Origin of the sequence: Actinosynnema sp. NPDC059335 (genome assembly GCF_042752395.1) — a bacterium.
Lineage (GTDB): Bacteria > Actinomycetota > Actinomycetes > Mycobacteriales > Pseudonocardiaceae > Actinosynnema.
The window spans coordinates 1-21,806 of sequence record NZ_JBHYXZ010000024.1 but is presented as its reverse complement, the minus strand read 5'-3'; the positions used below and the strand labels follow the sequence as shown (position 1 = coordinate 21,806).

The window sequence follows — 21,806 nt, the reverse complement described above, 5'->3', positions numbered from 1 at the left end:
CGCGGCCCCCCCATGGCCGGGTGGTCCCGCGGAGGCGGCGCGGGCATCGGGGCCGATTCGACCGCTCCTCAGCGGTGCGTGCCGGTCAGCCAGGCCAGGTAGCCGGTCAGCCCCGGGGCCACGCGGCCGGCCACGTCGAACGCCTTGAGCTGCCACGGGAAGACCACCTCGTCGCGCTCCCGCTCCAGCGCCCGCGCGATCCGGTCCGCCACGGCGTCCGGCGTCACCTCCGGGATGAGCCGCGCCACGCCGGGGATGCGCTCCTCGGCGCCGGGGTTGTTGACGAAGTACCGGCTGCTCACCTTGCCCGGCACGACCTCGGTCACCCCCACCCCGGTGCCGCGCAGGTCGAGCCGCAGCGCCGCGGTCAGCCCGCGCAACGCGTAGCGGGAGGCCGCGTACCCGGTCGCGCCGGGGATCGGCAGCCGGGACACCGGCGAGTTCACCGTGACCACCCGCCCCGACCCGCGGGCCCGCATGCCGGGCAGGAACTCCCTGGTCAGGTGCAGCGCGGCGGTGAACGGCAGGGCGATCATGCCGGCCAGCTCGGCGGTCGGCGTGTCGTCGAGGAACAGCCAGCGGCCCACGCCCGCGTTGTTGACCAGCACGTCCGGCACGCCGACCTCGGCGGTCACCCGTGCGGCGAGCGCGCGGATCTGCTCGACGTCCGCGAGGTCGGCCGACACGGCGAGCGCACTTCCACCGGTCGCGGTGATCCGCTCGACCTGCTCGTCCAGCGCTTCACCGCCGCGTGCCACGAGCACGACAACCGAACCGCGCCCCGCGAGCGTCCGGGCCGTCGCCGCGCCGATGCCCTGCGACGCGCCGGTCACGACGGCGACCTTTCCCGACAACCGCACCTGCCACTCCCCCTATGCCACCGAACGGACCCTGGTCACGAGCACTGCCGCGCACAGCGTGGCGAACGCCGAGACGGCGAACAAGCCGCGGTACCCGCCGAGCGACGCCAGCACGAAGGTCGTCAGCAGCGGGGCGACCACCTGCGGCAGCGAGTTGGCGATGTTGAGCACGCCGAGGTCCTTGGCGCGGTCGGACGCGGCCGGCAGCACCTGGGTGAGCAGCGCGAGCGCCACCGCCCAGTAGCCGCCGAAGCCGACGCCGAGCAGCGGCGCGGCGACGAGGGCCGCCGTCCAGGTCGGCCAGGCGACGAGCAGCAGCGCGGCCGCCGCCATCACGGCGGCCGACACCAGCACGTACGGCTTGCGGCGGCCGGTGCGGTCCGACCGCGCGCCCGCGGCGAACGCGCCGATCGCCAGCGCCACGCCGTAGAGCAGCATCAACACCAGCAGGCCGTCCTCGGGCGACGGGTGCCGCACCACGTCGCCGAGGAAGTACAGCAGGTAGAGCGTGCCGAACGCGTTGCCCAGGTTGATCATGAAGTGGGCGCACCACGCCCAGGCGAAGTCCGGGTGCCGCCTCGGCGAGACCCACAGCTCGCGCCACCGCAGCACCGGCCGGTCGGCGCGCGGCAGCCGGGCGTCCGGGGTGATCAGCACGAACGCGCACGCGCCCGCCACGACCAGCGCCGCGCACGCCAGGTACCCCGCGGCCAGGCCGCTGACCAGGACGGTCACCACGACCGCGCCCAGCACCGTGCCGAGCATCTGGGAGATGCCGACCAGCCCGCCGACCTTGGCGCGCTGCCGCACGGGCACCCGGTCGGGCACGGCGGAGGTGAGGCTCGCGAGCATCCCGTTCAACCCGGCCTGGACGAGGCACCACCCGAGCACCATCACCCCGACGGAGGATGCCGACGACAGCACGGCCAAGCCGACGGCGCCGGTCGCCGCGCCGGCCAGCGTCCACGGGTGCCGCCGCCCGAAGCGGGACGTGGTGCGGTCCGACGACAGCCCGATCAGCGGGTTCGCCACCAGCGCCACGAGCGCGCCCACGCCCGTGACCAGGCCGAACACCGCCTCCTTGCCGGCCGCGTCGAGCAGTTCGGCCTGCTGCGGCAGCAGCACCTGGATCGGCGCGTAGATGGCGAGCCACAGGCCGAGGTTGGCCAGGAAGAGCCACGTCATCCACGACCGGCGGACCGGGACGACCGGTTCCGCCAACGCCTCGGCGGTCACCGCCTGATCCGATCGCGGTACCACTCGTAAGAGGCACGCGGGGTGCGTTGCTGCGTCGCGTAGTCGACGTGGACCAGGCCGAACCGCTGCGAGTACCCGGAGTCCCACTCGAAGTTGTCCAGCAGGGACCACACGAAGTACCCGCGCACGCCGGACTTGAGGGCTTCCTCGATGTGCGCGTCCAGGTACTCGATCCGCTCGGTGTCCTCCGGCGAGTGGGGGTAGCTGCACCCGCTCTCGGTCACGTGGACCGGCGGCAGGTCGGCGAAGCGCGCCCGCAGCAGGGAGATCATCTCCGACAGCCCGGACGGCACGACGGGCCAGCCGAAGCCGGTCTTGGGGTACTCGTCGATGTCGACCAGCTCGAACGGCAGCGGGTTGCCCTCGGACGGCTGCCGCAGCCGGGTCGGGTTGTAGTAGTTCACGCCGTAGAAGTCGAGCGGCGCGGAGGTGATCGCCAGGTCGCCGTCCACGATCGGCAAGCGGTCGGCCAGCGCGTCCGGGTAGCGCCCGGCGAGCTGGGCGTCGGCGTAGAGCCAGTTGTGCAGCTCCGAGTACGCCTCGGCGGCCGGCGCGTCCGCCGGGGTCGCGGGCCAGGCGGGCGTGTGGTTGTTGGCCGTGCCGACCGCGCGCGCCCCGGCCGAGCGCAGGGCCTGCACGGCGAGCCCGTGGGCCAGGTTGAGGTGGTGGGCGGTGGGCAGCGCGTCGTAGAGCAGGGTCTTGCCCGGCGCGTGCTGCCCGGTCGCGTAGCCGAGCAGCGTCACCATCGCGGGCTCGTTGATCGGGATCCACAGCGCGACCCGGTCGGCGAGGCGTGCGGCGACCTCGGTGGCGTACTCGCCGAAGCGGAAGGCGGTGTCGCGGGCGAGCCAGCCGCCCGCCTGCTCCACGGCCAGCGGCGTGTCCCAGTGGTACAGCGTGACCACCGGCGCGATGCCGGAGTCCAGCAGCTCGTCCACCAGGCGGTCGTAGAACGCCAGGTCACCGGCCAGGACCCGCGGCCACGACACGGAGAACCGGTAGGCGTTCACGCCGAGCGACCGCATGAGCCCGATGTCCTCGCGGTAGCGGCGGTAGTGGTCGCACGCGGTGGACGCGTCCTGCCCCTCGAACGCCGGGAACGCGTCCCACACCGACGGCTGCCTGCCCGCGGCGGTGAACGAGCCCTCGATCTGGAAGGCGGAGGTCGACACGCCCCAGAGGAAGTCGTCGGCGCCCGGGGAGTCGGTGGACAGCGTCACGTGAGCCTCCCAAACATGAAAGTTGTTCGGATCGTAGGCGTGTTGCGCGGCGAAGTGAAGTGGAATGGTCCACCACCGGGCACTATGGAGACCCGCCACCCAGTCAGCAGGAGTCGCCGTGACCAGTACGACCCCGCTGCGCCGGCAGCCGGTGCAGCAGCGCAGCGCCAAGCGCGTCGAGCGGATGCTCGAAGCCTGCGCACAGCTCATCGAGGAGGTCGGGTACGACGGAGTCACCACGACACTGATCGCCGAGCGCGCGGGTGTCGCGGTCGGCTCGCTCTACCAGTTCTTCCCGGACAAACGGGCGGTCGTGCAGGCGTTGACCCTGCGGAACCTGGAGAAGTTCATCCAGACGGTGGACGGCCGGTTCACCTCGACCACCCTCGAGCACTGGTGGGACGCCGTCGACTCGATCTTCGACGTCTACGTGTCGATGCACCGCGAGGTGCCCGCGTTCAGCAAGCTGCACTTCGGCGACGTGGTCGACATGCGGTTGCTGGACGACCGGCGCGACAACAACACGGTCATCTCCGACCGCATCGCGGAGATGATCTCGGCCAAGTTCGACATCCCGTTCGCCGAGCTGGAGCTGCCGATCTCGATCGCGGTCGAGGCGGCGGACGGCGTGCTGAACCTCGCGTTCCGCCGCGACCCGGCCGGTGACCAGCGGATCCTGGACGAGGCGAAGGCCATGGTCCGCGGCTACCTGTCGACCCGGCTCCCGGACTAGCCGCGGAGTTTCAGCCGAACGAGTGTCCTTCACCCCGGTAGGTGGGCACGGTCCGCTCCAGCACGTCGCCGCGCACGACGTGGTAGTGGGTGAACCGCTCGGCCAGCTCGCCCGCCTTGGCGTGCCGCAGCCACACGCGGTCGCCGAGGCGCAGCGAGTCGGCCGCCCGGCCCACCACCGGGGTCTGCACCTCGCCCGCGCCCTCCAGCGGCAGCAGCTTCAGGCCGACCGGCAGGTACGGCGTGGGCTGGCGGTCGGGGGTCGCGGTGCCGGAGGCGACGTAGCCGCCCGAGAACAGCGTGGCCACGTGCCGCTTCGGCCGGCGCACGACCGGCAGCGCGAACAGCACGGCCGGCCTGGGCCGGAAACCGCGGTAGCCGTCGAACAGGGTCGGGCCGATCAGCCCGGACCCGGCGGCCAGCTCGGTGACGGACGGGTCGGCGGCGGTGATCTCCAGGCTGCCCGTGCCGCCGCCGTTGACGAACTCCAGGTCGGCGACCCCGCGCACGGCGGCGACCGCGAGCGCGCGGCGCTCGACCAGCTCGGCGGCGGAGTGGCGCTGCATCCAGCGCAGCACCGCGCCGCGCACCGGCCGGCCCGGCGGCCGGTCGCCCAGGCCCGCGATCTGCCCCTCGTAGGCCATCACGCCGACCAGTCGGAACCCCGGCCGGCGCGTGATCTCCGCGGCCAGGGCCCGCGCGTCGCGCGCCGTGTGCACGGGTGACCGCCGCGGGCCGACGTGCAGGCCCGGCACGGGTCGCCACGACACGTCCAGCTCCAGGCACACCCGGATCTCGGGGTGGCCCGCGCCGAGCACGGCGTCGACCAGGTCCAGGTGGTCGGTCGAGTCGACCACGATCGTGGTCCTGGCCAGGGCCTTGTCGTCCTTGGCGAGGTCCTTGAGCGCGCCGGCGTCGGTGGTCGGGTAGGCGACGAGGAGGTCCTCGGACAGGTCGACCGACGACAGCCACAGCGCCTCGGCCAGCGAGTAGCACATGACGCCCGCGAACCCGGGGCGCGCGAGCACCCGCTCCAGCAGCGCGCGGACCCGGACGGACTTGCTCGCCACCCGGATCGGCCGCCCGCCCGCGCGGCGCACGAGGTCGGCCGCGTTGCTGTCGAAGGCGTCCAGGTCGACGATCGCGAACGGCGGGTCGTGCTCCTCCGTCGCGGCGTCCAGGCGCGTGCGGTGCTGCATGGGCTCACGGTACTTGAAAGGTGAATAGCTTTCACCTACGGTGCGTGGAACGCGTCACACCCGGAGGTGGGCATTGGGGTCCCCGTGGACGAACTGGGCGCGCACCGCGTCCGCCGACCCGCACCGGGTGGAGCGGCCGGCGAGCGTCGACGCGCTCGCCGAAGCCGTGGCGGGCGCGTCGCGCGTGCGGCCGCGCGGCAGCGGGCACTCGTTCACCGGCATCGCGGTCGCGCCCGGCGTGGCGATCGACCTCGACGCGTGGACGGGGATCGTCGACGTGTCCGGCACGCTGGTCACGGTCCGGTCCGGCACCACGCTGCGCCGGCTCAACGCCCTGCTCGACGTGCTCGGGCTGGCCATGGCGAACCTCGGCGACATCGACGCGCAGACCGTGGCGGGCGCCATCTCCACCGGCACGCACGGCACCGGCGCGAAGCTCGGCGGCCTGGCCACCCAGGTGGTCGCGCTCGAACTCGTGCTCGCCGACGGGTCGCTCGTGCGGTGCTCGGCCGACGAACGGCCGGAGCTGTTCCACGCGGCCAGGATCGGCCTCGGCGCGCTCGGCGTGATCAGCACCGTGACGCTGCGCTGCGTGCCCGCGTTCGTGCTGCACGCGCGCGAGTTCCCCGGCCGGCTCGACGCGGTGCTGGAGGAGTTCGACCACCTCACCGCGGTCGAGGACCACGTGGAGTTCCACTGGTTCCCGCACTCCGACCGGGTGATCGTGAAGCGGAACAACCGGGTGGACGAGCCCGCCGCGCCGCTGTCGGCGCTGCGCCGGTTCTACGAGTACGAGGTGATGGAGAACACCGCCTTCGGGCTGGTCTGCCGGCTGGCGAAGGCCGTGCCGGCGACCACCAGGGCGCTCAACCGGGTGTGCGGGTCCCTGGTGTCCGAGCGCGACTACCGGGACGTCTCGCACCGGGTCTTCGTCACGCCGCGCCGGGTCCGGTTCGTGGAGAGCGAGTACGCCGTGCCGCGGGCGGCCCTGCACGACGTGCTGCGCGAGCTGCGCGCGGCCGTCGCCGGGCTCGACCACGGCGTCATCGTGCCGGTGGAGGTGCGCGTCGCCCAGGGCGACGACATCTGGCTGTCCACCGCGCACGGGCGTGACACGGCTTACATCGCCGTCCACCAGTACCTCGGCATGCCGTACCGGCGGTACTTCGACGCGTTCGAGCGGATCGCGGGCGCGGTCGGCGGGCGGCCCCACTGGGGCAAGATGCACGGCCTCGCGGCCGACGCCCTGCGCGACCGCTACCCGCGCTTCGACGACTTCCGCCGGGTCCGGGCCGAGGTGGACCCGACCGGCAAGTTCACCAACGACTACCTCGACCGCGTCCTCGGCTGACCGCCCGGTGGCGCACCGCCGGCCACCGGGCGGACGGCACGCCGGTCCGGTCCACGCCGACCGCCGAGGTGCGCGCGCCGCCGCGGACGTGCGCGACGGACGGCTGCGGAGGCGCGGTGCGCCTAGAAGGCGTTGGCGATCGGGGTGTCGCCGCCGATCAGCTCGTACGTCCGGCGCGCCGTGCCCGGGCGGTCCAGGAGCGCCAGCACGACCGCCGCCACGTCGCCCCTCGGTACGGAACCCCGTAGGGGCGTTTCGGCCAGTTCGACCAACCCGGTCGGCTCGTCGTCGGTCAGCCGGCCCGGCCGCAGGATCGTCCAGTCCAGGTCGCGGCCCCGCAGGTCCTCCTCGGCCGCGCCCTTGGCCGCCAGGTAGGCGTCGAACACCTCGTCGCCCGTGGTCCGGCCGATGCCGGCCGAGCTGATCTGGACGAACCGCCGCACCCCGGCCCGCTGCGCCGCCTCGGCGAACAGCACCGCCGCCGCGCGGTCCACCGTGTCCTTGCGCGCCACCCCGCTGCCCGGTCCGGCGCCCGCGGCGAACAGGGCCGCGTCCGCGCCGGTCAGCAGTTCCGCGACCGAAGCGACGTCGGTCGCCTCCAGGTCGCAGTGGACGGGGACACCACCCGCGTCCAGGACGTCCCCGTGGTGGTCCGGGTTGCGGACCAGCGCCGTGGCGCTGTCGCCCCTCGCGGCCAGCAGCCGCTCCACCCACAACGCGATCTTGCCGTGCCCACCCGCGATCACTACCCGCATGGTCCGACCGTAGGTCAGGACGCGGTCGCCAGCACCCGCTCGTAGACCAGTTCGTTCACCCACCGGGTGGTCGCGGTGTCCTCGACCGGCACGGTCTCGTTGCGACCCGCCACGTCCGTGCTGAGCTGCAGGTCCTCGTCGGCCAGCAGGACCGAGACGCCGTAGCGCCGCACCCGCGGCAGGCAGTTGGCCAGGTAGTCGTGCGTGAACACGACCGACGCCGGCAGCACCGCGGCGGCGTTGCCGAAGCGGGCGAACGGCACCGCCGAGGCCAGCGCGGTCCGCCAGTGCCGGGCCACCGCGAGCACGCCCACGATCCGCACCGCGGCGGGCGGCACGCGGCCGTCCATCTCCGGCCAGACCCACGTGGACACCGTCGTGCGGTCCGTCTCCGGGCCCGCGCCCAGGCACACCCGCTCGGCGTGCGCGTCGGCCAGCAGCTCGGCCACCACGATGACCTTGCGCCCCATGAGGACCATCTCGGGCAGCACCACGCCGTGCCAGCCGAGGCGCACCGCCGCGGAGGCGGCCAGCTCCTCGACGGAGCCGGGCAGTTCGGGAACCGGGATCGCGGTGGCCGACAGCGCCCTGGTGTCGTCGGTGTCCGCGATCCGTGCTGGTGTGCTGCTCACGCCAGGGCCTCCTCGGCAACCACGGCGGGCTGTCCGCCGCGTTTCGACTCGTGCTCTGGGTAAGGCGTACCAGGTGGGACCGTTCGCACCCCCGAGCCAATCGGCGTCCTGCGATCGACGGCGTCGAGCGGTCGGTAACCGGTCGGCGACCGGCGGAGCGACTTCGGTCCGGCGGTGCTGCCGTCTGGGTGACCCCACGCCCCCGCGGACCGCCGAAGGCTGCTCAGCGTGTGCGTCGCTCGCCTGGATCGACCGCCGAACCGACTTCGGTGGCCGGCCCGCCGAGCACCCGACCGACCGCTCGCCGCACCAAATCGACCGACCGCCCCAACGACCCTCACGTTCGGCCGCGGACCACCCGGGTGACAGACATCACGCGGCCGGCATTCCGGGAGGTCGCGAAAAACCGGAAGTCCCACCCACGATCGTGGATGGGACTTCCGGTTTTTGTGGGCGAGGGGGGAGTTGAACCCCCACGTCCTTTCGGACACACGGACCTGAACCGTGCGCGTCTGCCATTCCGCCACTCGCCCGGAGCGACGTGGAGAACACTAGCACGGTCCCCGTCCGGGTTACCAATTGCCCCGTGTACCGGCACGTCGCCCCGGATACGATCGGGGTGGAAGTCGACCGGGTCGGAGGGTTGCCGTGGGCCTCGTACAGCGCTTCGAGCGCCGTCTCGAAGGCATCGTGGGCAACACCTTCGCGCGGGTGTTCGGTGGCAACGTCGTCCCGCAGGAAGTGGCCCAGGCACTGCAGCGGGAGGCGGAGAGCAACATCCGCGAGTTGGCGGGTGGCAGGTTGCTCGCTCCGAACCACTTCCAGGTCCTGCTGGGTCCGCAGGACCACGACCGGCTTGCCGGGGACGGCCAGGATGAACTACGCATCACCCAGCTTCTCGGGGACTCCATCCGGGAGCACCTCGAAGAGAGCGGATGGGACACCTATGGTGACGTCGTAGTCTCCCTGGAGCGCTCCGACGCGCTGCACACGGGACAGTTCCGAACCAGCTCGTCCGTCGACCCCGACGTGAAAGTTGCCAGCCGACGGTCAGCACCACCTCGCACTGCAGGAGACGGATCCATGAGCCAGCCTCCCGGCTACGGACAAGGACAGGGCCAGCCCGCCTACGACCCCTATGCACAGGGCGGCTACGGCCAGCAGCAGCAGGGCTACGACCAGCAGGGGTACGGTCAGCAGCAGCCCGGGTACGACCAGGGCTACGGCCAGCAGCAGGGCTATGACCAGGGTTACGGCCAGCAGGGCTACGACCAGGGCTACGGCCAGCCCCAGCCCGGCTACGACCAGGGTTACGGCCAGCAGCCCGGGTACGACCAGGGCTACGGCCAGCCCCAACCGGGGTACGGCCAGCCCGGCTACGACCAGGGCTACGGCCAGCAGCCCGGGTACGACCAGGGTTACGGCCAGCAGGGCTACGGGCAGCCCGGCTACGACCAGGGCTACGGGCAGCAGGGCTACGGCGACCCGGGGCAGGGCTACGCGCCGCCGGCCGTCCAGTCCGGCCCGCGCCAGCTCAACGCGACGCTGCACCTGGACGACGGTTCCAATCGCACCTACAACCTGAAGCAGGGCGGCAACGTGGTCGGCCGCGGCCAGGAAGCGGACTTCCGGCTCCCCGACACGGGCGTCTCCAGGAGGCACCTGGAGATCACCTGGGACGGGCACAGTGCCATGCTCGCTGATCTCGGTTCGACAAACGGCACCACGGTGAACGGCACTCCAGTGCAGACTTGGCAGCTCGCGGAAGGCGACGTCGTCCGCATCGGCCACTCCTCGCTGGTCTACCGCACCCAGGGCTGAGTCGTCGATCCGGGCGAAGGCGTGACGGCACTCAAGTCAGGAGCGGTTACAACCGGTGCCAGAGCTGGTGATGCAGCTGACCAGAGCGGGTTTCCTCGTCCTGCTCTGGTTGTTCGTGTTGGCTGCGCTTCGAGTGGTCCGCTCCGACCTGTACGCGGCGTCGGGGCTCCGCGTCCCGACGCCCAAGTTCGGCAGGGGCGCTAACAAAGCCGCCCGGGGCACCAAGGCGGCCCGGCAGCTCGTCGTGACCCACGGCGCGCTGGCGGGCACGCGCATCTCCCTGGACGGCAGGCCGATCCTGATCGGCCGCGCGGACGACTCCACGCTCGTGCTGGACGACGACTTCGCGTCGACCCGGCACGCGCGGTTGTCGATGCGCGGCACCGACTGGTACGTGGAGGACCTCGGCTCCACGAACGGCACGTACCTCGACCGGGCGAAGGTCACGGCCCCACTCCGGGTCCCGCTCGGCTCCCCGATCCGAATTGGCAAAACGGTGATCGAGCTGCGCTCATGACCCTCGTCCTCCGATACGCGGCCCGCAGCGACCGGGGCCTGGTCCGCTCGAACAACCAGGACTCCGTGTACGCGGGTCCCCGCCTGCTCGCGCTCGCCGACGGCATGGGCGGCCACGCCGCCGGCGAGGTCGCCAGCAAGGTCGTCATCGCCGCCCTGGCCCCGCTCGACGACGACGAGCCGGGCGACGACCTGCTCGGCCAGCTCCGCGACGCGGTGATCGCCGGCAACGGCGCGATCTCCGAGCTCGTGCAGAGCGACCCCGACCTGGACGGCATGGGCACCACGCTCACCGCCGTGCTGTTCGCGGGCTCGCGGCTGGGCATGGTGCACATCGGCGACTCCCGCGCGTACATGCTGCGCAACGGCACGTTCACGCAGATCACGCACGACGACACGTTCGTCCAGTCGCTGATCGACGAGGGACGGATCACCGAGGAGGAAGCGGCCACGCACCCGCAGCGGTCGCTGCTGCTGCGCGCGTTGACCGGCCACGAGGTGGAGCCGAGGCTGATGGTGCGGGAGGCCCGTCCGGGCGACCGCTACCTGCTGTGCTCGGACGGCCTGTCCGGCGTGGTCAGCATGGAGACGCTGGAAGAGGCGATCCGCATCCCGGACCCGCAGGCGTGCGCGGACCGGATGATCGAGCTGGCGCTCAAGGGCGGCGGCCCCGACAACGTGACGGTCGTCGTCGCCGACGTGGTCGACGTCGACTTCGGGGAGGACGCGCCGATAGTGGGCGGCGCCGCCGGAGACGGCAGCGAAGACCCGCCACCACCCGACTCGCCCGCCTCGCGGGCGAGTTCCATCACGGGGCCCCGACCGCTGCCGCCGCGGGTCGAGCCGATGCCCCCGCCGGACCCCCGGCGGTCGCGCGGCAGCCGGCTCAAGGCGCTCGGCCTGGTGGTCTTCCTGCTCCTGCTGCTGGCCGCGGCGGGTCTGGGCACGCGCTGGTACGTGCTGCGCCAGTACTACGTGGGCACGGCGGACAACGGCGAGGTCGCGGTGTTCCGCGGCGTCACCGGCAGCGTGTTCGGCTTCGACCTGCACCGCCAGGTGGAGGGCTCGTGCCCGCCCGGCGCGCAGGCGTGCGAGCCGATCACGGTGGACGACCTGAAGGTCGCCACCCGGGACGTGGTGCGCAACGGCATCACCGACGTGGACGGGCTGGAGGGCGCCCGCGAGGCGATCCGCCGCCTGCGCACCGAGCAGACGCTGCCGTTCTGCCCGAAGGACAGCACCGGGTCTACGGGCACGGAGACGTCCACCACCACCGCGCCCCCGACGACAACCCCGACCGGGGCGACCACGTCCACCACCGCGGAGGGAACCCCCCTCACCACGCCCGTGCAGAAGCCGGGCACGGATTGCCGAAAGGGTCAGTAGTCGCATGGGTTCGCCGGTCCCCGGCGCTGAGGGCACACCGCTCGCGGCGGCGAGCAGCACGTCGCCCGGGTTGAGGCCGCCCACCCGACGCAGCACCGAGCTGTTCATGCTCGCGTTCGCCGCCACGCTCGTGACGGGCGCGTTGATCCTGGTCGAGGCGAACCAGGAGCAGGAACTGACCATGCGGATCGTGTGGCTGGGCCTGGCCTACCTGGGCCTGCTGACCGTCGCGCACCTCGCGGTGCGCAAATGGGCGCCCTACGCCGATCCGGTGATCATGCCGTGCGTCGCGCTGCTCAACGGCCTGGGCCTGGTCATGATCCACCGGATCGACCTGGCCATGGCCGACGTGAAGCTGCCCGGCAACCAGGTGTGGTCGCCCGCCGCGCCCAAGCAGGTCCTCTGGACGGCGATCGCGCTGGTGCTGTTCTGCACCGCGCTGAAGGTGCTGTCCGACCACCGCACGCTGGCGCGCTACGGCTACACCGCGGGCCTGCTGGGCCTGGTCGCGCTGGTGCTGCCGGGCGTGCTGCCGAGCTTCATCGCGCCGGAGATCAACGGCGCGAAGATCTGGCTGAGCTTCGGCGCGTTCTCCATCCAGCCCGGCGAGTTCGCGAAGATCCTGCTGATGGTCTTCTTCGCCGCGTTCCTGGTGTCGAAGCGCGACCTGTTCACCATCGCCGGCCGCCGGATCCTCGGCCTGGACCTGCCGCGCGCCCGGGACCTGGGCCCGCTGGTCGCCGCGTGGGCGGTCGGCGTGAGCATCATGGTGCTGCAGAAGGACCTGGGCAGCTCGCTGCTGTTCTTCGGCATCGTGCTGGTGCTGCTGTACGTGGCGACCGAGCGGGCCGCGTGGGTCGTGCTGGGCGTGGTGATGTTCTGCGTCGGCGCGGTCGTGGCGTGGAAGCTGTTCGGCCACGTCCAGATCCGGGTGCAGAACTGGCTGGACCCGTTCGCCGACCCGTCCGGGGCGGGCTACCAGATCGTGCAGTCGCTGTTCGGGCTCGGCACCGGCGGGTTGTTCGGCGCGGGACTGGGCGGCGGCCGGCCGGACCAGATCCCCGAGGCCAACACCGACTTCATCACCGCCGTGATCGGCGAGGAGCTGGGCTTCGTCGGGCTGGCCGCGGTGCTGCTGATCTACACCGTGTTCGCGATGCGCGGCCTGCGCAGCGCGCTTGCCGTGCGCGACACGTTCGGCAAGCTTCTCGGGGGCGGCCTGGCGTTCGCGGTGGCGTTCCAGATCTTCATCGTCGTCGGCGGCGTCAGCAAGCTGATCCCGATGACGGGCATCACCGCGCCGTTCCTGTCCTACGGCGGGTCGTCGCTGCTGGCCAACTACATCCTGGTGGCGTTGCTGCTGCGCATCTCGGACGCGGCGCGCGCGCCGAAGTCCACGCCGAAGCCGCGGCCGCAGCAGCCGGCCATCGCCGACCAGTTCACTGTCATGGTGGAGCGTCCCAAATGAACACACCGCTCCGCCGGGTCGGCCTCGCCATGATGGCGATGATGCTCCTGCTGCTCGGCAACGCGACGTACGTGCAGGTCATCAAGGCCGACGACTACCGCAAGAACCCGCTCAACCGCCGGGTGGTGCTGGACCAGTACTCGCGGGAGCGCGGCCAGATCATCTCCGCCGACGGCACGCCGCTGGCCAGCGTGCAGCGGGTCGACGACCGGCTGCGCTACCTGCGCACCTACGCCAACGGCCCCGCGTTCGCGCCGGTGACCGGCTACTTCTCCACGCTGTACGGCGCGGGCGGCATGGAGCGCGCCGAGGACGACCTGCTCAACGGCTCGGACGACCGGCTGTTCGCGCGCCGGGTGTCGGACCTGATCACGGGCCGCGACCCCAAGGGCGGCAGCCTCCAGCTCACCATCGACGCGAAGCTCCAGCAGGCGGCGTTCGAGCGGCTCCAGGGCGTGACCGGCACGGTGGTGGCCATCCGGCCGCAGACCGGCGAGATCCTGGCCATGGCGAGCACCCCGTCCTACGACCCGAACGTGCTCGCCAGCCACGACGTGGACGTGCAGGAAGAGGCGTGGACCGCCTACGACGCGGACGAGTCCAAGCCGATGCTCAACCGCGCGGTGCACGAGAACTACCCGCCCGGTTCGACGTTCAAGCTGGTGGTGACCGCGGCGGCGCTGGCCGAGGGCAAGACCAAGGACAGCGAGGTCGACGGCCGCCCGGTGATCACGCTGCCGGGCACGAACACCCCGCTGCCGAACTTCAACGACACCACCTGCGGCAACGGCGTCACCGCCTCCCTGCAGGAGGCGCTGGCCAAGTCGTGCAACACCGCGTTCGCGGTGCTGGCCGCGGAACTCGGCCCGGAGAAGCTGCGCGACCAGGCGGCCAAGTTCGGCATCGGCGAGCAGGACCTGAAGATCCCGCTGTCGGTCGTGCCCTCGACGCTCGGCCCCATGGCGGACAAGCCGTCGATCTACCAGACCGGCATCGGCCAGAAGGACGTCCGGGTGACGCCGCTGGCCAACGCGGTGCTGGCGGCGACCATCGCCAACGGCGGCGTGCGGATGCAGCCGCACCTGATCGGCAAGATCCTCGCGCCGGACCTCCAGGCGATCAGCGAGACCAAGCCGGACGAGGTCGACGAGGCGATGGAGCCCGCGCAGGCCAACGCGCTGCGCGACATGATGATCGCCTCGGAGAACAACACGGGCGGCGGCGGCAAGCTCAGCGGCGTGACCATCGCGTCGAAGACGGGCACCGCCGAGCACGGCGACGACGTGCGCTCGACCAACCCGCACGCCTGGTACGTGGCGTTCGCGCCGGCCGAGAAGCCCGAGATCGCGATCGCGGTGATCGTGGAGAACGGCGGGCAGCAGGGCCTGTCGGCCACGGGTGGCCGGGTCGCCGCGCCGATCGGCCGCGCGGTCATCGGCGCCTACCTCGGGGGACGCTGATGCTGACCTCCGGCCAGTTGCTCGCCGAGCGGTACCGCCTGTCCAGGCGGATCGCCGTCGGCGGCATGGGCGAGGTCTGGGAGGCCGACGACACCCGGCTCGACCGCAAGGTCGCGGTGAAGGTGCTGAAGGCCGAGCTGAGCGGTGACGCCGAGTTCCTGAACCGGTTCCGGATCGAGGCGCGCACCACCGCGTCGCTCAACCACCCCGGCATCGCCGCGGTGCACGACTACGGCGAGACGGCGTCGGTCCCGGACGGGCCGGAGGACACCGCCTACCTGGTGATGGAGCTGGTCGAGGGCGAGCCGCTGGCCGCGATCATCGCCCGCGGCCGGCTCGGCGCGGACCGCACGCTCGACCTGCTGGAGCAGGCGGGCAACGCGTTGCAGGCCGCGCACGAGCGCGGCCTGGTGCACCGGGACGTGAAGCCCGGCAACATCCTGGTGACGCCGACCGGCAAGGTGAAGATCACCGACTTCGGCATCGCGAAGGCCGCCGACGCCGCGCCGGTCACGCACAGCGGGATGGTCATGGGCACCGCCCACTACATCGCGCCGGAGCAGGCGCTCGGCCACGCCGCCGAGCCCGCGTCGGACGTGTACGCGCTGGCCGTGTGCGGTTACGAGTGCCTGACCGGGCACCGGCCGTTCCTGTCGGAGAACGCGGTGACGGTCGCGATGATGCACATCCGCGACATCGCCCCGCCGCTGCCGCCGGACGTGCCGCCGGGTCCCCGGGCGCTGATCGAGGCGACCCTGGTGAAGGACCCCCGCCAGCGGTACCGCAACGGCGGCGAGTTCGCGTCCGCGGTGAGCGCGGTGCGCGCCGGCCAGCCGCTGCCCGCGCCGTCCGGGCTGGCGATGGCGGTCGGCGCGCCGATGGTCGCGCCGATGACGCCGCCCCCGGCCCATCCCCAGCACCACCACCCGGGCAACCCGGTGACCCACCCCGGGTCGCGACCCGGCCTGCAACCGGTGCCACCGGCCCTGAACACTCCGCACACGGGCGCTTTCCGTCCGTTGCCGGCGGGTCCACCGCCTCCGGGGCGCAACCGGGTCGTGCTGTGGGTTATGGTCGCTCTGCTGGTGGTCGCGCTGCTGGTGCTCGGCGTGGTCGTGTTGCGCTGGGCGCTGAAGGAGGACGAGGTGCCCGGCGGGGCGACGCAGCAGGGCACCACGAGCGCCCGCCCGTTGGACGACTCGACCGATCGGCTCCCCGGCAAACCGAAGGTGACGATCACGAAATCGGACTTCGTCGACCTGCCGGTGGACGAGGTCGCGAAGCGGCTCTCCGGGCACGGCCTGGCGCCCGAGGTGCATTCCGAGGACGGGGGTGCGCCGCGGGAGCCGGAGCGGTGCCTGGTGACGGACCTGGCGCCGACCGGTGAGGTTGCGATCGGCTCACGGGTCACGGTGACGTGTGTACCGACATGACGCGCGAACGGTACGACAGCGAACGCAAGGCTTGATGGTGAGACCGTTGACGAGGAGCGGGACGAAGCACTGATGAGCACTCCGCGACTGCTCTCCAACCGCTACGAACTGGGTGAGACCCTCGGCTACGGCGGCATGTCGGAGGTGCACAAGGGCCGGGACGTCCGGCTCGGCCGGGACGTGGCCATCAAGGTGCTGCGCGCCGACCTCGCCCGTGACACCCAGTTCCAGGAGCGGTTCCGTCGCGAGGCCCAGAACTCGGCGGCGCTGAACCACCCCGCCATCGTCGCGGTCTACGACACCGGTGAGACCCAGACCGAGTACGGCCCGCTGCCCTACATCGTCATGGAGTTCGTCGACGGGCGGACGCTGCGCGACATCGTCAAGACCCAGGGCCCGCTGTCGGGCAAGCGGGCGATGGAGGTCATGGCCGACGTGTCGGCCGCGCTGGACTTCAGCCACCGGCACGGGATCGTGCACCGGGACGTGAAGCCCGCGAACGTCATGATCACCCGGTCGGGCGCGGTGAAGGTGATGGACTTCGGCATCGCGCGCGCGGTGCACGACGGCCAGGCCGCGGTGACCCAGACCGCCGCCGTGATAGGGACCGCCCAGTACCTGTCGCCGGAGCAGGCCCGCGGCGAGGCGGTGGACGGGCGGTCCGACGTGTACGCGTCGGGCTGCGTGCTGTTCGAGCTGCTGACCGGGGAGCCGCCGTTCACCGGCGACTCGCCCGTGGCGGTGGCCTACCAGCACGTGCGGGAGGACCCGAAGCCGCCGTCGGCGCTGAACCCGAAGGTGTCGCCCGCGCTGGACGCGATCGTGCTGAAGGCGATGGCCAAGGGACCGGCCAACCGCTACCAGTCGGCCGCCGAGCTGCGCGCGGACCTGGTGCGCGTGCTGTCCGGCCAGCGGCCGTCGGCGCCCGCCGTGATGACGGCCGAGGACCGCACCGCGGTGCTGAACCAGTCGTCCGCGCCGCGCACCGAGATCGCCCCCTCCACCGGCGGCGGCCGGCACCGGCCGGCGGCGCAGCGCGACGAGCCGGCCGAGTACGACCCGCTGGCCGAGGAAGAGGAGGAGCGGCGGGCGCGGCGCAAGAAGACGATCATGATCGCGCTGGTCGTCCTGCTCTGCATCGCCGTGCTCGCGCTCGCCACGTGGATCACCACGTCCCTGATGGGCGGCGACGACAACAAGGCGGCGACGGAGAAGGTGACCGTGCCGTCGCTGGTCGGCAAGGAGCAGTCGGCGGCCCGCGCCGAGCTGGAGGGCAAGGAGCTGTCCGTCGAGGTCGAGACGATGCCGTGCCAGCCGGGGCCGCAGCCGACGTGCACCGCGGACCAGATCGGCAAGGTGATCTCCACCGACCCGCCCGCGAACCGCGAGGTCGACAAGCGCAGCGTGGTCAAGCTCGTGATCGGCGACGCCCCGCAGGCCGCGCCGGTGCCGAGCGTCACCGGTCTGAGCCCCCAGGACGCGCAGCGCAAGCTCGAAGCCGAGCAGTGGGTCTACCAGCAGGCCACCGAGACCGTCGAGACCGACGACCCGAACCTGGTCGGCAAGGTCGTCTCGCAGTCGCCGTCGGCGGGCACCAGCGCGCCCAAGGGCAGCACCATCACGGTGACGCTGGGCAAGGCGCCCGACACCGTGCAGCTGCCGGACGTGACCGGCCAGACCCTGGAGAACGCGCGGGCGACCCTGGAGGGCAACGGGTTCAAGGTGCAGACCAAGGACGTCGACAGCCCGGAGCCGTTGAACGAGGTCGTGGCCCAGAACCCCGCGCCGGGGCGGCTGGAGAAGGGCACGGTCGTCACGCTGAGCGTGTCCAAGAACAACCAGTTCATCATGCCCGACCTGCGCGGCCTCACCGAGAACCAGGCGCGCAGCAGGCTCAGCCAGGCCGGCTGGACCGGCAACGACCTGGCCGTGAGCGACCGCGAGCCGGTCTCCGAGATCGGCCAGGACAAGAAGATCCTGGACCAGGAGATCAAGCCCGAGGCGCCCGCCGGCAAGAACGCCCGGATCAACGTGATCCTGGGCGACTTCAAGCTCGGCGGACCGACCTCAACCCGGTAGCGGACCCGCGAAAAAGGCCCCCTCCACCGCGGAGGGGGCCTTTTTACGAGACCTACTTCCGGCCGGCCGCCGCGGCGAGTTGGCGCATGCCGTTCTCCAGCTGCGACACGGTCGCCTCGGGCACCTCGAAGCCGCACACGGCCAGCCAGTTCGCCAGCATCCGGTGGCCGCCCTCGGTCAGCACGGACTCCGGGTGGAACTGCACGCCCTCGACCGGCAGTTCCCGGTGGCGCATGGCCATCACGACGCCGGACTCGGTGCGGCCGGTCACCTCGAACTCGGCCGGGACGGTGTCCGGCAGCACGGTCAGCGAGTGGTAGCGGGTGGCGACGAACGGGCTGGGCACGCCCTTCAGCACGCCCGCGCCGTCGTGGTGCACCACGCTGGTCTTGCCGTGCAGGAGTTCCGGCGCGAGGTCGACCGTGCCGCCCCACACCGCGCCGATGGCCTGGTGACCCAGGCACACCCCGAACACGGGGACGCCGCGGTCCGCGCAGTGGCGGATGACGTCCATGCTGCGGCCCGCCTTGTCCGGCGTGCTGGGGCCGGGGCTGACCAGGACGCCGCCGACGTCGTCGACCTCGTCCAGCTCGACGGCGTCGTTGCGCCGCACCACGCACTCGACCCCGAGCTGGGCCAGGTACTGGACGAGGTTGTAGACGAAGCTGTCGTAGTTGTCGACCACGAGCACGCGCATGGCCGCCAGCGTAGCCGTGACCAACCTCTCGCCAGAAGTGAGCTTAGGCTCACCTAACCTGGAGGTATGACCCGTTCCCTGCGCGTCGCCGTCGTCGGCGCCGGCCCCGCCGGCATCTACGCCGCCGACCTCCTCACCAAGTCCGCGGCCGAGTCGGGGACGGACGTCGGCGTCGACCTGTTCGAGCGGCTGCCCGCGCCGTACGGCCTGATCCGGTACGGCGTCGCCCCGGACCACCCGCGCATCAAGGGCATCGTCAACGCCCTGCAACGCGTGCTGGACCGGCCGGGGATCAGGTTCTTCGGCAACGTCGGGTACGGCGTCGACCTCAAGCTGGACGACCTGCGGCACTTCTACGACGCGGTGGTCTTCGCCACCGGCGCGGAGAAGGACCGGCCGCTGGACATCCCCGGCATCGAGCTGGACGGCTCCCACGGCGCGGCCGAGTTCGTCTCCTGGTACGACGGGCACCCCGACGTGCCGCGCACCTGGCCGCTGCGGGCCCGCGAGGTCGCCGTGCTCGGCGTGGGCAACGTCGCGCTCGACGTCGCCCGCGTGCTGGCCAAGACCGCCGACGAGCTGCTGGCCACCGACATCCCGGACACCGTGCACGAGGGGCTGCGGGCCAGCCCGGTCACCGACGTGCACGTCTTCGGCCGCCGCGGCCCGGCGCAGGCCAAGTTCACCCCGCTGGAGCTGCGGGAGCTGGACCACTCGCCCAACGTCGAGGTGGTCGTGCACCCCGAGGGCATCGATTTCGACGCGGCGAGCATGGCCGCGATCCGGTCGAACAAGCAGGTCGAGATGGTGGTCAAGACCCTGCAGGAGTGGGCGGTCCGCGACGTCCGCGACCGCCCGCGCCGGCTGCACCTGCACTTCCTGCAGGCGCCCGTGGCGGTGCTCGGGTCCGGGTCGGTCACCGGCCTGCGCACCGAGCGGATGGAGCTGACCGGCGACGGCGGCGTGCGCGGCACCGGCGAGTTCACCGACTGGCCCGTGCAGGCGGTCTACCGGGCCGTCGGCTACCTGTCCACGCCCCTGGTCGACCTGCCGTTCGACCACTCCTCCGGCACCGTGCCGCACCGGGCGGGCCGGGTGCTCGACCTGGACGAGCGCGCCGTGCCGGGCGTGTACGTCACCGGCTGGGTCAAGCGCGGCCCGGTCGGCCTCATCGGCCACACCAAGGGCGACGCGCTGGAGACCGTGACCAGCCTGCTCGCCGACGCGCCGGGGCTGCCGGCCGCGCCCGCCCGCGAGCCGGACGCGGTGGTCCGGTTCCTGGAGCAGCGCGCCGTGCCGTTCACCACCGTCGAAGGGTGGCGCCGGCTGGACGCGCACGAGCTGGCCCTCGGCGCCGCCCGCGGCCGCGACCGGGTCAAGGTCGTGGACCGGGCGGAGATGACCGGCATCTGCCGGTCGTAGCGGCTACTGGGGCGTCGTCACGTTGTTGAACGGCAGCTTCGGCTCCGCCCACGGGAACACCACGAACATCAGCAGCGCGACCACCCCGGCCACGAGCACCAGCGCCTCCAGGACGCGCACGGGCAGCGGACCGGGGAGGTGCCGCCAGATCCACCCGTACATCACTGCTCCTTCATCTCTTCGGGCACGAAACCGGGGGCCTTCGGGTAGCTCATCGTCAGCACCGAGTGCACGATGAGCCGCTGCTTGTCGGAGAACCGCGGGTGGCAGGTGGTCAGCGTCATCAGCGCCACCTGCTGCGCCGCGGGCACCTCGCCCTCGAAGTGCGGCACCGGGTCGATGACCTCGCCCTGCGTGGGCAGCACGATCTCCTGGCCGACGGTCTTGTCGTAGGGCGCGCCGAGCGGCGAGACCTTCTCGCACTTGGGGTCGGCCTGCTTCTGCGCCCACGTCGCCGCCTCGCCGGACTTCGGCAGCACCCGGTAGACGAACCACTGGGTCTGCGTCTCGACCACGATCGCGTCGCACGAGTTCAGCAGGTCCAGGTCGTTGAAGGGCGCGCCCTTGCCGACCCGGTGGCCCGCGACGGAGAAGTTGCCCGGGTCGCCCGGCAGCGCCGTGCCCTTGTAGTGGCCGGGGCCGATCTCCAGGTCCTTGTCGGTGGTGCCCTCGACGATGGAGAACTTGTAGTCCGGGCCGAACGCGGGGATGTACATCTTGGCGAACGCCTGGCCGTCCAGCAGCTCGTACTGGGCGTGGCGCTGCGGGTCGGACTCGACCGTGTTCGAGTTCCACTGCTCGTCCAGCGCCTGCGTGGCGTCGTCCTGCTTGCCCGCCGAGATGAGGTCGGTGACGTACACCTCGTAGACGACGAACAGCAGGATGACCAGGCCGGCCGTGATCAGCAGCTCGCCGATCGCGCGGACGGTCTTGCGGGCCACGCTGTCGGGCGGCGGCGCGGGCTGCTCGTCCTCGTCGTCGTAGTAGTCGTCGTCCTCGTAGAACTCCTCTTCGTCGTCGTAGTCCTCGTAGTCGTCGTCGTAGTCGTCCACGGGCGCGATGACCTCGGTGGGCGGGTCGACGGGGCGAGGGCGACGCGGCGGCCCGGGCGGGCGGGCGCCGGGAGGCGGGGGCAGGCTGCCGGAGAACGCGTTCGTGTAGCGGGTGGCGTCCGCGTCCGGCGGCGCGGGCCGGGGCCGCCCGGGTCCGGCGGGGGCCGGCGCGCCGCCGAGGCGGGCAGCCACCTCGGAGGGCGCCGCCCGGCGGGCCGGGTGCTCGACCGCCACCGGCTCGACGTAGGAGGTCTTGTCGGGGTCCACCGGGACGGGCGGCACGTCGTCGCGCCGGGCCCGGCGGCCGGCGGGCGGCGCGTCGGCCGGGAACGGCTCGTCGCCCCGGCGGGCGCGGCGACCGGGCGTCGGCGGCTCGACCGGGTGAGCGTCGTCACGGCGCGCGCGCCGGCCCGCCGGCGGTTCGAGCGGGTAGGCGGCGTCGTCACGCTGCGCCCGGCGGGCGGCC

Annotated in this window: 19 protein-coding genes and 1 tRNA gene; 10 read left to right on the top strand and 10 right to left on the bottom strand. The window is 72.3% G+C overall.

The window, feature by feature from the left end; all coding sequences use genetic code 11:
• Positions 1 to 68 precede the first annotated feature (68 nt).
• The 3 genes from ACFXGA_RS10645 to ACFXGA_RS10635 are packed head-to-tail and all read right to left on the bottom strand — an operon-like array spanning position 69 to position 3,337.
• Positions 69 to 860 (bottom strand): SDR family NAD(P)-dependent oxidoreductase, encoded by a 792-nt coding sequence (locus ACFXGA_RS10645; protein ID WP_378086401.1) that lies wholly within the window; start codon positions 858 to 860, stop codon positions 69 to 71.
• 12 nt (positions 861 to 872) lie between these two features.
• The gene (locus tag ACFXGA_RS10640) at positions 873 to 2,045 is read right to left on the bottom strand and encodes an MFS transporter (protein WP_378086499.1); all 1,173 of its coding nucleotides are present in this window, start codon (positions 2,043 to 2,045) and stop codon (positions 873 to 875) included.
• 47 nt (positions 2,046 to 2,092) lie between these two features.
• Complete coding sequence (locus tag ACFXGA_RS10635) at positions 2,093 to 3,337, bottom strand: glycoside hydrolase family 1 protein (RefSeq protein WP_378086399.1); 1,245 nt, start codon at positions 3,335 to 3,337, stop codon at positions 2,093 to 2,095.
• A 64-nt stretch (positions 3,338 to 3,401) separates the two neighbouring features.
• On the opposite strand from ACFXGA_RS10635, the gene ACFXGA_RS10630 reads away from it, so the two are divergent.
• Positions 3,402 to 4,070 carry a TetR/AcrR family transcriptional regulator gene (locus tag ACFXGA_RS10630; protein ID WP_378086397.1) on the top strand — a complete coding sequence of 223 codons (669 nt, stop codon included), beginning with the start codon at positions 3,402 to 3,404 and terminating at the stop codon, positions 4,068 to 4,070.
• Between the two features lie 10 nt (positions 4,071 to 4,080).
• Here the strand turns inward: ACFXGA_RS10630 and ACFXGA_RS10625 are convergent, their stop codons facing one another.
• On the bottom strand, positions 4,081 to 5,268 hold the full coding sequence (locus tag ACFXGA_RS10625; RefSeq protein WP_378086395.1) for an amino acid deaminase/aldolase: 1,188 nt from the start codon (positions 5,266 to 5,268) through the stop codon (positions 4,081 to 4,083).
• A 73-nt stretch (positions 5,269 to 5,341) separates the two neighbouring features.
• Between ACFXGA_RS10625 and ACFXGA_RS10620 the strand changes: the two genes are divergently transcribed.
• Positions 5,342 to 6,619 (top strand): D-arabinono-1,4-lactone oxidase, encoded by a 1,278-nt coding sequence (locus tag ACFXGA_RS10620; protein WP_378086393.1) that lies wholly within the window; start codon positions 5,342 to 5,344, stop codon positions 6,617 to 6,619.
• Between the two features lie 122 nt (positions 6,620 to 6,741).
• Here ACFXGA_RS10620 and ACFXGA_RS10615 read toward each other — a convergent pair whose 3' ends face one another.
• From ACFXGA_RS10615 to ACFXGA_RS10605, 3 genes are all read right to left on the bottom strand, one after another.
• The gene (locus ACFXGA_RS10615) at positions 6,742 to 7,374 is read right to left on the bottom strand and encodes an NAD(P)-binding oxidoreductase (RefSeq protein ID WP_378086391.1); all 633 of its coding nucleotides are present in this window, start codon (positions 7,372 to 7,374) and stop codon (positions 6,742 to 6,744) included.
• Positions 7,375 to 7,388: 14 nt separating this feature from the next.
• Positions 7,389 to 8,006: a hypothetical protein gene (locus ACFXGA_RS10610; protein ID WP_378086389.1), complete on the bottom strand. Its 618-nt coding sequence runs from the start codon at positions 8,004 to 8,006 to the stop codon at positions 7,389 to 7,391.
• A 450-nt stretch (positions 8,007 to 8,456) separates the two neighbouring features.
• A tRNA-Leu gene (locus ACFXGA_RS10605) sits at positions 8,457 to 8,539 on the bottom strand.
• Positions 8,540 to 8,654: 115 nt separating this feature from the next.
• Here ACFXGA_RS10605 and ACFXGA_RS10600 point away from each other — a divergent pair.
• From ACFXGA_RS10600 to pknB, 7 genes are all read left to right on the top strand, one after another.
• On the top strand, positions 8,655 to 9,827 hold the full coding sequence (locus ACFXGA_RS10600; RefSeq protein ID WP_378086387.1) for an FhaA domain-containing protein: 1,173 nt from the start codon (positions 8,655 to 8,657) through the stop codon (positions 9,825 to 9,827).
• A gap of 55 nt (positions 9,828 to 9,882) precedes the next feature.
• Positions 9,883 to 10,344: an FHA domain-containing protein gene (locus tag ACFXGA_RS10595; RefSeq protein WP_378086385.1), complete on the top strand. Its 462-nt coding sequence runs from the start codon at positions 9,883 to 9,885 to the stop codon at positions 10,342 to 10,344.
• Positions 10,341 to 11,729, top strand: a complete 1,389-nt coding sequence (locus tag ACFXGA_RS10590) for a PP2C family protein-serine/threonine phosphatase (protein ID WP_378086383.1) — start codon at positions 10,341 to 10,343, stop codon at positions 11,727 to 11,729. The genes ACFXGA_RS10595 and ACFXGA_RS10590 overlap by 4 nt, the downstream gene beginning before the upstream one ends.
• A gap of 4 nt (positions 11,730 to 11,733) precedes the next feature.
• Positions 11,734 to 13,197: an FtsW/RodA/SpoVE family cell cycle protein gene (locus tag ACFXGA_RS10585; protein WP_378086381.1), complete on the top strand. Its 1,464-nt coding sequence runs from the start codon at positions 11,734 to 11,736 to the stop codon at positions 13,195 to 13,197.
• Entirely contained in the window at positions 13,194 to 14,657 is a 1,464-nt protein-coding gene (locus tag ACFXGA_RS10580; protein WP_378086379.1) for a peptidoglycan D,D-transpeptidase FtsI family protein, read from the top strand. The genes ACFXGA_RS10585 and ACFXGA_RS10580 overlap by 4 nt, the downstream gene beginning before the upstream one ends.
• Positions 14,657 to 16,090: a serine/threonine-protein kinase gene (locus ACFXGA_RS10575; RefSeq protein ID WP_378086377.1), complete on the top strand. Its 1,434-nt coding sequence runs from the start codon at positions 14,657 to 14,659 to the stop codon at positions 16,088 to 16,090. The genes ACFXGA_RS10580 and ACFXGA_RS10575 overlap by 1 nt, the downstream gene beginning before the upstream one ends.
• Positions 16,091 to 16,162: 72 nt before the next feature.
• Entirely contained in the window at positions 16,163 to 18,169 is a 2,007-nt protein-coding gene (gene pknB, locus ACFXGA_RS10570) for a Stk1 family PASTA domain-containing Ser/Thr kinase (protein ID WP_378086375.1), read from the top strand.
• A 52-nt stretch (positions 18,170 to 18,221) separates the two neighbouring features.
• Here pknB and ACFXGA_RS10565 read toward each other — a convergent pair whose 3' ends face one another.
• Positions 18,222 to 18,866: an aminodeoxychorismate/anthranilate synthase component II gene (locus ACFXGA_RS10565; protein WP_378086373.1), complete on the bottom strand. Its 645-nt coding sequence runs from the start codon at positions 18,864 to 18,866 to the stop codon at positions 18,222 to 18,224.
• Positions 18,867 to 18,932: 66 nt separating this feature from the next.
• Here ACFXGA_RS10565 and ACFXGA_RS10560 point away from each other — a divergent pair, with 66 nt between their 5' ends.
• A complete protein-coding gene (locus ACFXGA_RS10560; protein ID WP_378086371.1) occupies positions 18,933 to 20,288 on the top strand; it encodes an FAD-dependent oxidoreductase in 1,356 nt (451 codons plus the stop codon).
• 3 nt (positions 20,289 to 20,291) lie between these two features.
• Here the strand turns inward: ACFXGA_RS10560 and ACFXGA_RS10555 are convergent, their stop codons facing one another.
• On the bottom strand, positions 20,292 to 20,450 hold the full coding sequence (locus tag ACFXGA_RS10555; protein WP_170185175.1) for a hypothetical protein: 159 nt from the start codon (positions 20,448 to 20,450) through the stop codon (positions 20,292 to 20,294).
• Positions 20,450 to 21,806: class E sortase (locus tag ACFXGA_RS10550; RefSeq protein ID WP_378086369.1), on the bottom strand; the 1,357-nt coding region annotated here is incomplete at its 5' end. The genes ACFXGA_RS10550 and ACFXGA_RS10555, both read right to left, overlap by 1 nt.

Bases quoted from the DNA above. Each gene is read 5' to 3' on its own strand.
- ACFXGA_RS10590 (WP_378086383.1), top strand. From the start codon at position 10,341: ATGACCCTCGTCCTCCGATACGCGGCCCGCAGCGACCGGGGCCTGGTC.
- ACFXGA_RS10560 (WP_378086371.1), top strand. From the start codon at position 18,933: ATGACCCGTTCCCTGCGCGTCGCCGTCGTCGGCGCCGGCCCCGCCGGC.
- ACFXGA_RS10615 (WP_378086391.1), bottom strand. From the start codon at position 7,374: ATGCGGGTAGTGATCGCGGGTGGGCACGGCAAGATCGCGTTGTGGGTG.
- ACFXGA_RS10630 (WP_378086397.1), top strand. From the start codon at position 3,402: ATGGTCCACCACCGGGCACTATGGAGACCCGCCACCCAGTCAGCAGGA.
- ACFXGA_RS10580 (WP_378086379.1), top strand. From the start codon at position 13,194: ATGAACACACCGCTCCGCCGGGTCGGCCTCGCCATGATGGCGATGATG.
- ACFXGA_RS10555 (WP_170185175.1), bottom strand. From the start codon at position 20,450: ATGTACGGGTGGATCTGGCGGCACCTCCCCGGTCCGCTGCCCGTGCGC.
- pknB (WP_378086375.1), top strand. From the start codon at position 16,163: ATGAGCACTCCGCGACTGCTCTCCAACCGCTACGAACTGGGTGAGACC.
- ACFXGA_RS10625 (WP_378086395.1), bottom strand. From the start codon at position 5,268: ATGCAGCACCGCACGCGCCTGGACGCCGCGACGGAGGAGCACGACCCG.
- ACFXGA_RS10585 (WP_378086381.1), top strand. From the start codon at position 11,734: ATGGGTTCGCCGGTCCCCGGCGCTGAGGGCACACCGCTCGCGGCGGCG.
- ACFXGA_RS10575 (WP_378086377.1), top strand. From the start codon at position 14,657: ATGCTGACCTCCGGCCAGTTGCTCGCCGAGCGGTACCGCCTGTCCAGG.
- ACFXGA_RS10565 (WP_378086373.1), bottom strand. From the start codon at position 18,866: ATGCGCGTGCTCGTGGTCGACAACTACGACAGCTTCGTCTACAACCTC.
- ACFXGA_RS10640 (WP_378086499.1), bottom strand. From the start codon at position 2,045: ATGACGTGGCTCTTCCTGGCCAACCTCGGCCTGTGGCTCGCCATCTAC.